This window comes from Pseudobutyrivibrio ruminis CF1b (genome assembly GCF_000424005.1).
GTDB classification, from domain to species: Bacteria; Bacillota; Clostridia; order Lachnospirales; family Lachnospiraceae; genus Pseudobutyrivibrio; species Pseudobutyrivibrio ruminis_C.
Genome location: NZ_KE384121.1, coordinates 38,666 through 54,426, shown reverse-complemented (window position 1 = coordinate 54,426; position 15,761 = coordinate 38,666). Strand labels below are relative to the sequence as shown.

The 15,761-nt window shown below is 41.2% G+C and carries 14 protein-coding genes; 13 read left to right on the top strand and 1 reads right to left on the bottom strand.

Translation table 11 applies throughout. From position 1 onward, the window contains the following. Window positions 1-3: 3 nt before the first annotated feature. From G592_RS0114470 to G592_RS0114455, 4 genes are all read left to right on the top strand, one after another. Complete coding sequence (locus G592_RS0114470; protein WP_028248436.1) at window positions 4-885, top strand: SPL family radical SAM protein; 882 nt, start codon at window positions 4-6, stop codon at window positions 883-885. A 40-nt stretch (window positions 886-925) separates the two neighbouring features. Further along, window positions 926-1,750, top strand: a complete 825-nt coding sequence (locus G592_RS0114465; protein WP_028248435.1) for a deoxyribonuclease IV — start codon at window positions 926-928, stop codon at window positions 1,748-1,750. A gap of 99 nt (window positions 1,751-1,849) precedes the next feature. After that, window positions 1,850-4,285 carry a response regulator gene (locus tag G592_RS17230; protein ID WP_051194951.1) on the top strand — a complete coding sequence of 812 codons (2,436 nt, stop codon included), beginning with the start codon at window positions 1,850-1,852 and terminating at the stop codon, window positions 4,283-4,285. After that, window positions 4,278-5,651 (top strand): ABC transporter substrate-binding protein, encoded by a 1,374-nt coding sequence (locus tag G592_RS0114455; protein ID WP_028248434.1) that lies wholly within the window; start codon window positions 4,278-4,280, stop codon window positions 5,649-5,651. Before G592_RS17230 ends, G592_RS0114455 begins: the two co-directional genes overlap by 8 nt. A 6-nt stretch (window positions 5,652-5,657) precedes the next feature. Here G592_RS0114455 and G592_RS0114450 read toward each other — a convergent pair whose 3' ends face one another. Continuing rightward, on the bottom strand, window positions 5,658-6,242 hold the full coding sequence (locus G592_RS0114450) for an Hpt domain-containing protein (protein ID WP_028248433.1): 585 nt from the start codon (window positions 6,240-6,242) through the stop codon (window positions 5,658-5,660). A gap of 100 nt (window positions 6,243-6,342) precedes the next feature. Between G592_RS0114450 and G592_RS0114445 the strand changes: the two genes are divergently transcribed. The 9 genes from G592_RS0114445 to G592_RS0114405 all read left to right on the top strand — a co-directional run bounded on the left by G592_RS0114445 (window position 6,343) and on the right by G592_RS0114405 (window position 15,686). Next, entirely contained in the window at window positions 6,343-7,365 is a 1,023-nt protein-coding gene (locus tag G592_RS0114445; protein WP_028248432.1) for an HD-GYP domain-containing protein, read from the top strand. 15 nt (window positions 7,366-7,380) lie between these two features. Beyond that, window positions 7,381-8,256 (top strand): aldose 1-epimerase family protein, encoded by an 876-nt coding sequence (locus G592_RS0114440; RefSeq protein ID WP_028248431.1) that lies wholly within the window; start codon window positions 7,381-7,383, stop codon window positions 8,254-8,256. 83 nt (window positions 8,257-8,339) lie between these two features. Beyond that, window positions 8,340-9,482, top strand: coding sequence for a GGDEF domain-containing protein (locus G592_RS17985; RefSeq protein ID WP_028248430.1), 1,143 nt, complete (start codon window positions 8,340-8,342; stop codon window positions 9,480-9,482). Between the two features lie 84 nt (window positions 9,483-9,566). Beyond that, window positions 9,567-9,911 carry a helix-turn-helix domain-containing protein gene (locus G592_RS0114430; protein ID WP_028248429.1) on the top strand — a complete coding sequence of 115 codons (345 nt, stop codon included), beginning with the start codon at window positions 9,567-9,569 and terminating at the stop codon, window positions 9,909-9,911. 95 nt (window positions 9,912-10,006) lie between these two features. After that, a complete protein-coding gene (locus G592_RS0114425) occupies window positions 10,007-10,942 on the top strand; it encodes an alpha/beta hydrolase (protein ID WP_028248428.1) in 936 nt (311 codons plus the stop codon). Window positions 10,943-11,066: 124 nt separating this feature from the next. Further along, the gene (locus tag G592_RS0114420) at window positions 11,067-11,747 is read left to right on the top strand and encodes a GntR family transcriptional regulator (RefSeq protein WP_028248427.1); all 681 of its coding nucleotides are present in this window, start codon (window positions 11,067-11,069) and stop codon (window positions 11,745-11,747) included. Between the two features lie 149 nt (window positions 11,748-11,896). Next, a complete protein-coding gene (locus G592_RS0114415; RefSeq protein WP_028248426.1) occupies window positions 11,897-12,856 on the top strand; it encodes an ABC transporter permease in 960 nt (319 codons plus the stop codon). Window positions 12,857-12,868: 12 nt separating this feature from the next. Further along, window positions 12,869-13,837: a carbohydrate ABC transporter permease gene (locus G592_RS0114410; RefSeq protein ID WP_242830183.1), complete on the top strand. Its 969-nt coding sequence runs from the start codon at window positions 12,869-12,871 to the stop codon at window positions 13,835-13,837. 175 nt (window positions 13,838-14,012) lie between these two features. After that, window positions 14,013-15,686 carry an extracellular solute-binding protein gene (locus G592_RS0114405; protein WP_028248424.1) on the top strand — a complete coding sequence of 558 codons (1,674 nt, stop codon included), beginning with the start codon at window positions 14,013-14,015 and terminating at the stop codon, window positions 15,684-15,686. Window positions 15,687-15,761: the final 75 nt, after the last annotated feature.

Sequence of the window (15,761 nt, the reverse complement as noted above, 5' to 3'; positions counted from 1 at the left end):
AAGATGCATTTCGTAAATGCGAAGGGGATATTAACTGCAAATGGTGGCGGGCGTAGCGGTATGAATATATATCGTGGGTGTACTCATGGCTGTATTTATTGTGATAGCAGAAGTAAATGCTATCAGTTTACCCATGCCTTCGAGGATATCGAAGTGAAGCAAAATGCCCCAGAGCTTTTGGAAGCAGCCCTTAAATCTAAAAGAAAGCGATGCATGATAGGCACAGGTGCCATGTCGGACCCATACATGCACTGCGAAGAGCAGCTGCAGCTTACAAGACAATGCCTGGAAATCATCTCCAGATATGAATTCGGAATAGCCATCCAGACAAAGTCAGACAGAATCCTCAGAGACATAGACCTCCTGGAGGAAATAAATCGAAAGGCTAAGGCAGTGGTTCAAATGACCCTGACCACCTATGATGACAACCTGTGTTCCATCATAGAGCCAAATGTCTGCAACACGAAACGCAGGATACAGGTGTTAGAGGAGATGCAAAATCGTGGCATCCCCACAATAGTCTGGCTCACGCCAATACTTCCTTTTATAAACGACACAGAGGAAAATGTAAATGCGATATTACAGGAATGTATTCGTGTGGGAGTGAAAGGAATCATCTGTTTTGGAATGGGGGTGACCTTAAGAGATGGTGACAGAGAGTATTTCTACGAGGCACTGGACAAGCATTTCCCTGGTCTGAAAGAAAAATACATAAATACCTATGGCAATGCCTACGATGTGCCAAGCCCTAACAGCCAAAGGCTTATGAAGCTTCTCGAAGATACCAGTAAAGCAAACAAAATCCTCTACAAGCCTAATGATTGTTTTAGCTACATGAATGACTTGCCAGAAAAATATGAGCAAATGACCTTGGATTTGATATAATGGTCAGGCATAATTCAACCAATAGGAAAGAGGAAAATTAATGGTATACATAGGCTGTCACTTATCAGTGACAAATGGATATGAAGCAATGGGACGTCAGATGGTGGACTTCGGCGGCAACACCTTCGCATGGTTTACAAGGAACCCAAGAGGTGGAAAAGCCAAGGATATTGAGCCAGCAGATGTGGAAAAGCTTCAGGCAATCCTTGAAAAGGAAAAGTTTGGAACACTTGTAGCACACGCCAGCTACACAATGAATCTTTGCTCGGCAAAGCCGGAGACCAGAGCTAACGGACTTGATATGTTGCAGCAGGATTTGCAGAGAATGGAGCAGGTGCCAAATCAGTATTACAATTTCCATCCTGGTTCTCACACTGGTCAGGGTGCAGAGGTGGGAATTCAGCAGATTGCAGATGGCCTGAATCAGTCATTATGGCCAGAGATGAACACAACAGTATTGCTTGAAACAATGGCTGGAAAAGGTTCAGAAGTAGGTAAGACCTTTGAAGAATTAAGAGAAATCATAGACAGAGTTGAGCTCAATGACAAGCTTGGCGTCTGCCTTGATACCTGCCATGTGTGGGATGGTGGCTACGACATCGTAAATGATTTAGATGGTGTGCTTACCCAGTTTGATAAAATCATCGGCCTAGAAAGACTTAAGGCCATACACTTCAACGACAGCAAAAATGAATGCGGCGCTGCCAAAGACAGACATGAAAAGCTGGGCCTGGGGTACATTGGAATGGAGGCAATGAAGCGCGTTGCCACACATCCAGCTCTCCAAAATCTTCCATTCATTCTTGAAACACCTAATGATGACGAGGGATATATCAAAGAAATCGCAATAGTCAAGAATTGGTAAAGATTTCATCATCCTTTTTTAACAATATAAAAATAGTTAAATGGTACACTTAATCTGTGTTATTGTGTATAACTTTTTAGTTTTTACAGGGGACGCAGATTGAAGAAACGATATATTTTCATCATAAATATATTGATAGTGGGTTTGATTCTTTTCATAATCCTGAAGTATGCCAACGACAGGGCAGAAGAGTCAAACCGTGCTTCAATTGCGTCTTTTGAGAAAATGACAACAACCACAGAGCAAATCATCGCCAACTATCTGGAGGATGAGCAGCATCTGTGTGATATTTGGTCAAATTATATCAATAGGTCTGCGGAGGCAGGGACTCCTATGACCATTGAGGAGGCCATTTCTTATATTCGAAAAGCAAAAATTTCTCCCGAAATTTCGGGACATCTTATCTATATTGATGACGGTTCTATGACGGGCATATCTACCTCCGCCAAATCAACAGATCCGTCGGATTACTCTGTGAGATACACCAACATTAATATTTTTGACAATCTTGAAATCAGTAACGTGAATGGTGTGGTAAACCTGACAAGGGCATATACCAACCCTTTAAACGGCGTGCAGTCCATCGCTTTTTTAAACAATGTAAAAGTGTTGGATGATGAAACCGGTGAGATGAGGCAAGGCCTTATTATTCGCGTGGTTCCTGTAAGCCGTTTGGAACAGAAACTGGTCTTTCTGAAGGGGGAATATGAAAAGGTGGAAATATCCCTTATTGACTGGGATGGCGACTACATGATCCACGGAAAATCCCTGAAAAACAGCAACTTTTTTGAATATTTTAAATCCTACAATCCGATGACCACTCAGGAATATAACAATGTAGTGGACACTATTCGCACCAGCATTGGCTCTATGCACATCCGCAACTCTAAAAATGAGGATAGTGTCATAGCATACTCTCCACTGACTGGCCTTGATTCCTGGTTCCTTGTAGCATACATTCCAGCCAAGGAGCTGACGGTCAACAGGTCCATTGACTGGATTCTTTTGGGAATCGTCTCCTTTGGACTGGTGGTTCTTCTACATTTCAATATGGGAGTGCTTTTGAACTATAACCGAAAGCTGTCAGTTGCGGCAGAGGCTGCAAATCAGGCAAATGAAGCAAAATCCTATTTCCTGTCCACCATGTCCCATGACATCAGAACCCCTATGAATGCCATAATCGGCATGAATGAAATGATTTTGCGAGATAGTGAAGATGAGAAAGTCATAGGCTACTCAGAAAACATAAGGGCTGCCGGAAATACCCTTCTTGGAATCATCAATGACATCCTTGACTTCTCAAAGATAGAAGCTGGAAGGATGGAAATCATAAATGTGGACTACAACATTGCTTCTCTTTTAAATGATCTTGTAAACATGGTCCAGCGAAGGGCAGAGGAAAAGGGGCTTAGCTTCGAACTTAATGTGGATAAGGATATTCCAAGGCTCCTCCACGGTGATGAAATCAGAATAAAGCAGGTAATCACAAATATCCTTTCAAATGCTGTTAAATACACAAATGAAGGAAGAGTTATTTTCTCTGTATCTAGCAGTAAATGCCAAGATGAACCAGACCACATACTTCTTCATGTCAGTGTGAAGGATACTGGAATAGGTATTAAGAAGGAAGATTTGGACAAACTATTTGCTGCCTTTGAGAGAATTGAGGAAAAGAAAAATCGAAACATTGAAGGCACTGGCCTGGGAATGGCTATAGCCCAGAGCTTTCTTAATATGATGGGCAGCAGAATTCAGGTGGAAAGCGAATATGGCACAGGTTCCGAGTTTTCTTTCGCCCTAAAACAAAAGGTAGTGGAATGGGAGCCACTTGGAGAATTTGATTTGGCCTACAAACACTTCCTCAGCGAAAGAAAGGCTTATCAGGTACAGTTTGTGGCACCTAGAGCACGAATACTTGTGGTGGACGATAACGAGATTAACCTTAAGGTATTTGTAAGTCTTCTAAGTGAAACGAAAATGCAGATTGATACGGCAGATAGTGGTGATGCCTGTATAGCCCTTTTCAAACGGAATTTCTACGATGTGGTTTTCCTGGATCATATGATGCCGGATAAAGATGGTATCGAAACCATAAAGGAAATGAAAGAGTGTGCGGATACTCCAAATCAGAAAACCCCTGTAATCTGTCTTACCGCAAATGCTGTTTCAGGCATGCGTGAAACCTATATAAATGCTGGCTTTGACGATTATCTGACAAAGCCAATTGATACAAACAGACTGGAAAGTATGTTGCTTTCATATCTGCCAGAGGACCTTCTGGAACAGCCTGATGCAACCCAAGCAACAGAAACCAAGACAGAAAACGACAAAAAAGTTGCCTCAAACGAAGAAAAATCTAAAGCTGAGAACATTCAAAGCATCCTCATAGTGAGTGAAGATGTGGGATTTTTAAAGAGAATCAGGGCACGGCTGTCGGGCCGATACAATGTGGCAGTAGTTAAAACAGAAGAGCAGGCTTTAGCTTATTTACAGAAGCAAGAGGCTATTGATACTGAAAGGAGAGAACATGAATAAAAGCATTAATAAAATCCTATCCACAACATTAATAACAACATTGATACTTGCCATGGCAGGTTGCGGCCAGTCTCAGAGTCAAAGTCAAAATGAGAACAATAACGACACCCAGGCTCAGGAGCAAAGTCAGGATGAAAACCAGGATAAGGCCAGCAAAGAGTTTTCTCCCAAATTACCTTCAGATACAGAGTATAAGCTGTCTGTGGCCGGAACCTACTCCAATTTTGAATCTTTAGAAAGTGCCTTTGAGCGATTCTACAGTCATTACCCAGAGGGGGAAATCCAGTACACATATCTTGATGACTACAGTAACACCATCAGGCAGGCCATTGTAGGAGAGGAGCAGCCTGATATATACGTAGTTCAGCCATGGATGTACGGTGATGAGCGTTATGATTGCCTATTCGAGAGCGCAGAGGTTCTTTCAACACCAGAACTTGAAATCGACTTGGATTGTATCCGAACAGACTTAAGATGGGAAATGAATAATGGTGAAATCAAAACCCTTCCAATATTTGCCACATCCTACGGAATGCTTGTGAATATGGATATCTTTGAAAAGGAAGGGCTTCAGGTTCCAACCACATTTGGCCAATTAAAGGATACCTGCGAAAAACTTAAGGCAGCAGGCTATGAATCACCTATTATGGGTGCCAATACCTCAACCACGCCAGGAATAGGCTATGCCTTTGCATACCCAATGTTTGCAAAAGCTGTAAAGGATGACAGAAGCATTGAGGACGATTTAAATAATCTTGAGCCTTCTTGTGGAGAAACTATGCGAGCAGCTCTAACAAGATTAGCGGAGCTGATAGATTCGGGCTATATAGATGTAAATAAATGTGCTGCTGAAATTGAAGATGATTACAATGCAGTAATTCTGAGATTCTTTGAAGGAGATGTGCCTATGATGCTCTGCTCTGGAGATGTTGTCTCTGGAACAAAAAAGCGTGAGAGTAAATCAGAAGCATTCGAGGTAAATCCTTTTAAGTATGACTTTTATGTAGCTCCTTCCGGTGATGATGGGGGTTATTATATGGATTCAATGTCGCTGTTATTCTGTGTAAATAAAAACGGAGCCAACATCGACATGACAAATGAATTTATCAGATTCCTTACAAGTGAAAAGGAACTTGACCTTATGGCCCAGGAAAAGAGACTGATAACACCTACTCAGGATTATTCTTTGGACGAGGTGTATGCTTCACTTTCAGATTTTCCAGCGGAAAGAACGATTAGTTTTAGAGATACAGAAATTCTGGATACAGCTGTAAAACAGTTCAGGGCAGCAGCATACGCAGTTGTTAATGGAGAAATGACAGTGGATGAAGCAGTAGCAGCTTACGGAACTTTAGAGCTGAAATAAATTAGCCTATAGACTATCCAGAATCTGCTTTGCAAGAGCCTTTGCCTCGTCATAATCGATATTAGAAACCAGCTTATCCAAATCGTCAAGCTTACCAGAAAGCTCTTCATCACAATCATAAGAAAAGAGCTGTTTGGTGGCTTCTTCGGCGACACCAAGATTAAAGTCATCTATTGCCGCAATGAGCTTATTTAGGATAACTGAAAACGCGGTTGAATCAAAATCGATTTTTTCGCCTGTATTATCCATTGAGGCAAACGGTTCTAGGTAAGGTTTAAATGTCCGCAAGGAGTCCAACACGCCTGGTGTGAGCGCTTCAATTTGAGCCAAATCATTTTCTTTACCAAGTTTTTCAAGGTTAAAGAATTCCTCACCGAGATCCATGGCGCCAATCATGCGGCAGGTGGTCTTGAGAGAGTGAACCTGAACGGTGTAGTTTTGAATATCCTTGTCAGCCAGGTAGGATTCTACAAGATTTATTTTTTCATCCATGAGCTTGTAGACATCACCAAGAAGCTCTGTGAAAAGAGCCTCAGAACCAGTGTTTTTGATAGCCATTTCTACTTCGATACCAGGAATATTAATGTTCATCGTAAAATCCCTCCATGTCCTGAGTATACCACTATGAAGTTGATGCATAAACGGTTTTACGATATCATTTGATAAAGGAATTGCCCTTCTGGAGGTGAAAATGATTCCACAGATTATAGTTGTTGACGACGACCCTATAATTCTTAAAGGAGCCTGGAATACCCTTACAGGTGCTGGGCTTAAGGTGGTTGCGCTCAAATCCGGAAAAGCTCTTTTGGAACATACTAAAGACAACCCGGAGCCAGACCTCATCCTGATGGATATCAGTATGCCGGAAATGGACGGGTTTGAAGTAATAAAGGAGCTGAAAAAGAGCGATTCTGGATGGAAAGACGTGCCGGTAATATTTTTAACTGCCAACGAGGATGAGGATGCCGAGACAAAGGGGCTTTCCCTTGGTGCAATGGACTTTATCAGAAAGCCATTTGTGGCAAGTGTGCTGGTGCTCAGGGTGAAGCATGCGGTGGAGCTGGTAAGACTTCAGAGAGACCTGGAAAGCATGGTATATGAGAAGACCAGAGAAAATGAGAATCTCTTTATCCACGTCGTGGAGAGTCTGGCAGATGCCATCGATGCAAAAGACAATTACACAAATGGTCATTCCGGAAGAGTGGCGATTTATTCAAAAGAAATAGCAAAAAAATATGGCTATGACGAGAAAAGGCAGGAGAAAATTTTCATGATGGGACTCCTTCATGATGTAGGTAAAATCGGAGTTCCTGATGAGGTAATAAATAAGCCGGGAAGGCTTGTAGATGAAGAGTTTGCCCGAATAAAAAAGCACCCTTCAATTGGTGGAAAGATTCTTGGCAATATTCAGGAAATGCCAGAGCTTGCAGCAGGTGCAAAATGGCATCATGAAAGATATGATGGCAAGGGATATCCACAAGGGTTGTCAGGTGATGACATTCCAGAGGAAGCCAGAATTATCGCTGTGGCAGATGCCTACGATGCCATGACCAGCAACCGAAGCTACAGAGGAGCCCTTCCTCAGGAAGTGGTCCGAAGCGAGATAGAAAAGGGCAAAGGAAGCCAGTTCGATCCGAAGTTTGCAGATATTATGCTTAAAATGATAGATGAGGACAAAGAGTATCACATGCGGGATAATCCCTGTGATTCATAAAGAAAGGACAGAATAATGAACTACACAATCGAGAACGACAAAATTAAACTTACAGTTTCAGACCATGGAGCTGAAATCAAATCACTTATCAGAAAGTCAGATAACACTGAGATGATGTGGCAGGCTGACAGCGCTTTTTGGGGACGTACATCACCAGTGCTTTTCCCATTAGTTGGAAATTACTACGATAAGAAGTCAGTATATGCTGGAAAGACATATGAAATGGGTCAGCATGGCTTTGCAAGAGACATGGATTTTGAGTTGGCAAAAGAATCAACTGATGAGCTTGAATTCCAGTTAAAGGACTCAGAAGCCAGCAAAATTAAGTATCCATTCGATTTTATCCTTACACTTAGCTACAAAATCACAGATGCAACAGTTAAGGTGGGATGGAAGGTAGAAAATCCTGGTCAGGAAACAATGTATTTCTCAATCGGTGGCCACCCAGCATTCAACTGTGACCTTGATACATACACATTAAGATTTGAAAAAAACGGAAATACGAATTCAGAAATCACTGCAAACATAATTGCAGGTGATGGCAGCGGATGTCTCGGCAATGACCAGAGCACTTTCAAGCTTGATAACGGCATCCTTAAAATGACAGATGAGCTCTTCAGCAGAGATGCTCTCATCATCGAGGATCAGCAGTCAGATGCAGTAACACTTGTGGATCCAGCAGGTAAAGACGTTCTTACAGTTGCTTTCACAGCGCCACTCTTTGGCGTATGGTCACCAGTTGGAAAGCATGCACCATTCGTATGCATCGAGCCATGGTACGGCCGTTGCGATAGAGTAGGCTTTAACCAGAAGCTTGAAGAAAGAGAATACGGAAATACGTTATTAGCTGGCGAGACTTTCGAAGTAAATTACGATATTATCCTTAAATAAGTCACAATTTTATAAAATTATGGTGTTAAAATCAGAAGGAAATAATGGGAAACTAGCAGTACTATACCAATGAGAGGGCAAAAATGATAGAAGTACCTGGTTGGGTGATACTAAATTTTTTCACATCGTTCCTTCTGATTCTTCTTTTGATTTTTCAGAACAAAACCTCTAGGTTGCAGAAAGGTAGAAAATACTCTGCAATTCTTATTTGTACGCTCGTTTTATTATTTTCAGAGTCCATAGGTAGAATAGGCGAGAACAATCCAGATTCCCTTTTGATTCTGGCACGAATAGGCTATTTCATTATTTTCATATTAGATCCAGTGGATATTTTGTTTGCGGTGAACTACGTGGACTGTTGGATGGACAAGGAAAGCAGCAATGCCAGAACCAGCTTTAGAACTGCATTCCAGGCATTTTCCATTATAAATGTTGTCCTTGTTACCATGTCTTCAGTATTACAACTGGGGTGGTTTTTCTACTTTGAAGATGGCCTGTATTACCGTGGCCAGTTCTTTATGATAAGAGCTGTTCTTGTCATGGTCTTTATCATTCTTCTTCTGGTATATACCGTTGTTTTTAGAAATGATTTTATGAGTGAATATAAGAACATGATTCTGTTTCTTCCTATATTTGCTCTTATCGGAGCTTTGTGTCAGGTCTTTTTGGCCAGCATCGATTCCACTTACGCAGGTATTTCCCTTGGTTGTTTAATCCTGTTTTTCTTCTTCCAAAGTAATGACGTAAACGTTGATTATCTTACAGGTGTTTTGAATCGACGTGGTCTTGATATTAAGATGGAGGAAAAAATCAAGACAAGCCAGCAGAGCAAAAAAAATTTCGCAGCAATCATGATGGATATAGATAATTTCAAAACGATAAATGATACCTATGGTCATGATGAGGGCGATAAAGCTATAAAAATTACTGCAGATATATTGTCGGATTTATTTGGTCGAGAAGCTTCCATTGGAAGATTTGGTGGCGACGAGTTCTGTGTAATTACCGATAATGTTTCAGCCATCGAACTTGATGAGCTGATTCTGCAGACCAGAGAAAAGCTGGCAAATGTAAGGGATAAACGTAAATGGCACCCAGATGTTGATTTGAGCTGTGGATATGCAATTTACAATTATAGTACCAATATGAGCAGAGAGGAGTTTGCAGATAATATAGATAATTTAATGTATACGCAAAAACAATTACATCACAATGGACAAAATTAACAGAAATCTTATTGTGAGTATTATTGTAATAGAGTATAATTATCGTATAAACGATATCGATTAATGTGGTGGGAGGGCCGAGAGATGATAATTAGCGAAAGAATTTTCAAAATTATGGAAGAAAAGGGCATGACTCAACTTGAGTTTTCTGCTGGTACAGGAATTGCCCAGAGCACAATCAGCGATTGGAAGAGAAAAAAGACTAATCCATCTGCTGAAAAGATTATGGCTATCTGCGATGTACTTGATGTTTCACCATTCGATATCCTACAGGATACTATTCCTGGAAAGGGTGCCGGAGATGTTGATTTTGTCATCGCCAGCAAGGGTACCGGAGAGTACGAGGTAGTTAAAAAGCTCGAAAAACTTAACAAGGCGACTAAGGCTGAAGTAGTTGACTACGTTAAGAAGGTTAAGAATAAAAAGTAAAAATTTAGCCGTGAAAAACTAAAATAAATCGGTTTTCAACCTCCCAAGATTCTAGTATAGTATTCTAAGAACGCTAGAAATTGGGAGGTTTTATTATGAAAAGCGAAGTAATTAAGCTTATTGAGGGTAGAGATGATGTGACTCTTACCACCTATATCTTAGATGATTCACCAGAGATGACTCAGGGCAAAGCGCGTCCTGCAGTTCTCATCTGCCCAGGCGGCGCATATCTTTGCTGCAGTGATCGTGAAGGCGAGCCTATTGCAATGGCATTCCTTCGTCAGGGCTACAACGCATTTGTTCTCAGATATTCAATTGCATATGATGGTTCAAAGCCTTATTGGGAGACAGATTTCGCACACCAGGCAATCAATCCTGACAAACTTCATCCACAGCCAATGCGCGAAATTGGTTTGGCATTTGCTTATATTAATGAGCACAAAGGAGAGTGGCAGGTAGATGCCAAGAGAATTGCAATCTGTGGATTCTCAGCAGGCGCACACAACTGCGCCATGTATTCAACACACTGGTCAAAGCCTGTAATCACTGATTTCGTAGGAGTAGATAAAGAGGTTCTTCGTCCAGCAGCCTGCATTTTAGGATACCCACTTACAGATTACATCTACATGTATGAGGCAACAAAGAAGGACAGCGAAGGTGCATTCGAATTCTTCTCAGTATCAAACCGTCTTATGTTAGGGGAGGATTGGGAAGATCAGGAGAAGCTTCTTGATATGAGTCCTGCACGTCTTGTTGATGAGGATGTTCCGCCAACATTTATCTGGTCAACATCAAAGGATGAGCTGGTGCCTGTTGCTCACTCTACCATTTATGCTACATCCCTTGCAGAAGCAGGCATTCCTTTTGAACTCCACATCTTTCAGGATGGTGGTCATGGAATGGCTCTTTGCGACCAGAGTACATCATGTCGTGATGCATATGACATTCAGACAAATAAGGATGCAAAGGCTTGGATTGATCTTGCAGCAGCATGGCTTGAGAAGTATTTTGCCATCTACAAAAGAAAATAAGTGACAATTTAAAAGAACTTAAACTAAACAGTTTTAACAAAAAGGGTTTGACTTGTATACAAGTTGAATCCTTTTTGTTAGAATAATAACAAACTTTCATTCTAACCTTAAAATGAGGAGAACTATGAAAAAAATCGAGAGGTTGAGCTCAGAGACTGCGAGGGAGTATGCCCTTAGAGCAATCACTGAGAACATTAAGTCAGCAGATTTGGAGCCGGGACAGGCTATCAGTGAAAACGAAATATCAGCATTCTTAGGCGTTAGCCGTACTCCAGTAAGAGAGTCAATCCAGGAATTACATAAGGCAGCTCTTATCGAAATCTACCCACAGAGGGGTAGCTATGTTTCCCTTATCAACTCCCAGTATGTGGAGGAGGCTGTATTTCTTAGAAAGGTGCTGGATATCGCCGTAATCGAAGAGGCATGTGATATGGCCACAGAGGAGGATATCAAACAGCTGGAGGAGAACGTGGCCCTGCAGGAATTCTACCTTGAAAAGGACAATACAGAGAAGATTTTCGAGCTGGACAACGAATTCCACAGAATGATTTATGTAACTGCCAAGAAAGAAACCATTCATAATATGCGTCAGATGATTATGATTCATTTCGACAGAGTCCGTACACTTTCTATGCTTACTGTTAAGGATAAGAAGATTGTAGGGGACCACAGACTGATGCTTGAGGCTATTAAAGAAAAGGATAAGGAGAAGGCCAAGGAAATCGTTGAGAAGCATTTGAATCGATACAGACTGGATCAGGAAGAGCTGATTAAGACCTTCCCGCAATATTTCGAAACAGCTTAGCAAGAATTAGTCAACAATAGAATAAATTCGTGTAAAACAACCAAAATGTTAAAGTCATTTTGGTTGTTTTTTTAATATGGACTTCACCCCTCTGACGTACTAATATACTTGTATACTAGTTTTATAAATTTATGAAGTGGAGGATAGAAATGAAAGTTGTTGCAGCGAAAAACTCAGCAGCAGCGGTAGCTGAGAAGACTAACTGGAAAGCCTACTTTAAGAGATATTGGCAGCTTTACGTTTTACTATTATTGCCAATGATTTATCTTTTGGTTTTCAAGTATGTTCCAATGAAGTACGTATTAATTGCCTTTAAGAAGTACAGTATTGTGCAAAAGGTAGGAGAGATGCCATGGGCAGACAATCATGGCTTCCAGTATTTTATTCAGGCCTTTCACAACAGAGATTTCTTAAATGCTTTGAGAAATACAGTTGGCTTGAACCTTTTAGATTTGGTTATTGGTTTCCCAATCCCAATCATTTTCGCATTAATCCTTAACGAGCTTAATGTTAAGTGGTTCAAGAAGACAGTACAGACAATTGCTTACATGCCACATTTCCTTTCATGGGTTATCATCTATGGTTTGGCAATTCAGCTTTTTGCTCCAAGTAATGGTCTTGTAAACATGTTCATTACAAACCTTGGCGGAGAGGCAGTTCCATTTTTGAATGATCCACACAAATGGGTAGGAACTTACATCTTCCTTGGAATCTGGCAGAGCTTTGGATGGAACTCAATCATCTACCTCGCAGCTATTGCAGGTATCTCACCAGAGCTTTACGAGGCCGCTTCAGTTGATGGAGCAGGACGCTTCCGCAAGATGTGGCACATCACACTTCCAGGAATCAAGAGCACTATCGTAGTTCTTTTGATTATGGCACTTGGTAATATTTTAGGTTCAGCATTCGACAGACCATTCGCTTTACAGAACAACCTGGTTATGCAGAACGCAGAGGTTATTTCAACATTCGTTTACAAGAACGGTATCAAAGGCCTTCAGTTCTCACTTACAACAGCCGTTGGTTTGTTCCAGTCAGTTGTAGGAGTTATCTTCCTCCTTTTCGCAAACTGGCTTTCACGTAAGCTTGGCGAGCGCGGTATTTGGTAGGAGGTGTGAAGTATGGCAAAAGAATTAGTTATGACAGCAGGAAAATTTAGTACAAAAGGCTTTGCACGTTCTAAGAGAAAAGACAAAGACGACGAGACAGAAACAACCCGCATGGTTAGATCTGATAAGACAAAGGTGGGAGATATCATTTTCATTTCAATCTGCATAATTATCAGTTTGATTTGTATCATTCCAATGATCAACCTTTTGGCACGTTCACTTTCAGCAACAGACTTCCTTGTAAAAAGAGAGGTATATCTGCTTCCAAAGGGAATTAACTTATCAGCTTATTCAACAGTTTTAGGAGATCCAAAGTACATTAAGTCATTTGTATGGACCGTAATTTTAACAGTGATTTGTACATTCCTTTCACTGACAATGACAGTGCTTTGCGCTTATCCACTTATTTTCAACAAACTTAAGGGACGTTCAATTTTCAACATTATCATTACTATTACAATGTTCTTCAACGCAGGAACAATTCCAAACTACTTACTTATGAAGGACTTGAACCTTTTGGACAACCCACTTGTACTTATAGTTCCAGGATGCTTAAGCGTTTACAACATGATTATCATGCGAAGCTTCTTTTACGGAATCCCAGATTCCCTTAGAGAGTCAGCAGAAATCGATGGAGCATCATTCTTCAGAATTCTCTGGAGCATTTATTTACCACTTTCAAAGCCAGTTATCGCAACACTTGCTCTGTTCTACGCAGTAGGAAGATGGAACGGATACTCAGATGCTTTGATGTATATGAAGAACAAGGATTTCTATCCTCTTCAGTTACTGCTTTACAACATTTTGAACAACATGAATTCAGTAGAGGTAGCTACACAGGAAGGCTTCTCAACACCTGGTCTTTCTGAGTCACTTAAGGCTGCAATCGTTATGTTCTCAACGATTCCAATCCTTTGCATCTACCCATTCTTGCAGAAGTATTTCATTCATGGTGTAACACTTGGAGCAGTTAAGGAGTAGAAATGAGTTTTTATCAAAAAAACTCATTTCGTAAACGGCAGTAATTTTGAATGAATGTAATTCATTTAAAATTGCTGTCTGCTGAAAGCAGATTAAACTGCAGTTTCCTTGACTGCAGTTTAACCCCTTATTAAGGGAATAAAAATAAATTAAAAACATTATTGGGAGGATTACGATGAAAAGAAGAATCGTAGCATTAGTGCTTGCATGCACTATGGGTCTTAGCATGGTAGCATGTGGTTCAAGCAGCTCAGATGCAACAAAAGAAGGCACTACTTCCATCGAAGAAGGTTCTGGCGTTTCAGAGCTTGTTGATGGAAAATTTGCTGAGACAAAACACATCACAGTTGAGGTTTACGACAGAGGAAACGATGGCGGTACAGACCCAACAGACAACATGTACACAGAGTACATCAAGAAGGGAATGCTTGAGGATCACAACGTAGAAGTTGAGTTCGTAGCAGTTCCACGTTGGACAGAGACGGAAGAAATTAACAACCTTCTTGCTTCAGGCGGAGCTCCAGATATCTGCCTTACATACTCATATCCAACAATTCAGACATACGCTAACATGGGCGGTGTTCTTGATATGAAGCCAATGCTTGATCAGTATGGCAGCGAGCTTACAAACCTTCAGGATTGGCTTGGCGATACAAACATCTACTGGGATTTATCAGATGAAGATGGAACACTCTGGGCTATCGAAGGAAAGCGTGCTAACAACAGACGTATCAACACATTCATGAGAAAAGACTGGTTAGATAAGCTTGGTCTTGAAGAGCCTACAACACAGGCTGAGTTCTATGATTGCATCTGCGCATTCCGCGACAATGCTAAGGAACTTCTTGGCAAGGATGCAGATAAGATGGTTCCATTCTCTGTTTCATTCGATGTAGGCTGGAGAGCAGCACTTCTTATCGAGTCACAGATGGATCCAAAGATTACAGATAAGGAATTCTACATCAACGGATTTGATGACAGAAAGCTTACACAGAAGGGCACAAAGGAAGCTATGAAGACACTTAACAAGTGGTACAACGAAGGCCTCCTTTGGAAGGATTTCGCTCTTTACACAGCTGGTGATTCTACAGAGGATGATATGATGAAGGCTGGTTATGTTGGTGCATTCCAGCACAACTGGGATTATCCTTTCAGAAGTGGTGAGGATTCAATCCAGGCTAACCTTAAGAGAATCGTAGGCGATGATGCTAAGTACGTTGCAGTTGACTGCTTCGAGAACTCAGAGGGCAAGCACCTTAAGTATGTTGACTCTACAGCAGGTGACAGAAAGATCTTCTTCCCATCTACAAACGATGAGCCACTTGCATCACTTCTTTACCTTGACTGGATCTCAGCTCCAGAGCACATCAAGTACTTACAGATTGGTGATGAGGGTGTTACACACAACGTTCTTGAGGATGGCGCTATCGAGTGCATCGCAGCAACAGGCGACCCAATCATGAACTCAGGTAACAACATTGATTACACAATTACATGTAACGGTCTTAACCTTGGTGATGAGGACCTTACACTTCTCTCTATGGCTCACAGCTATCCATGCTGCGATCCAGAGGATGTTCAGAGAGCACTTGATATTGCAGCTACAGACAACAAGATTGCTAAGAACGTAAAGGTTCCAGAAATCGTTGCTGAAAACGGTATGGGCGAGGCACTTGGCTCAAAGAGAGACGTTGTTTACGATACAGCACTTGCTGCTAAGGAAGCTGATTTTGATAAGGTTTGGGACAGCGCTATCGAGGATTACCTTGCATCAGGCGGACAGGCTATTATGGATGAGAGAACTGAGAAGTTTGAGGCTAAGTTCGGTTCAGCTACATCTATCGACTAATAGCAAAACAGTCCTAAAAAAATAAGACTAAAATTTACCCCACTAACATCTGAACTTTGTCAGTAGATGCTGGTG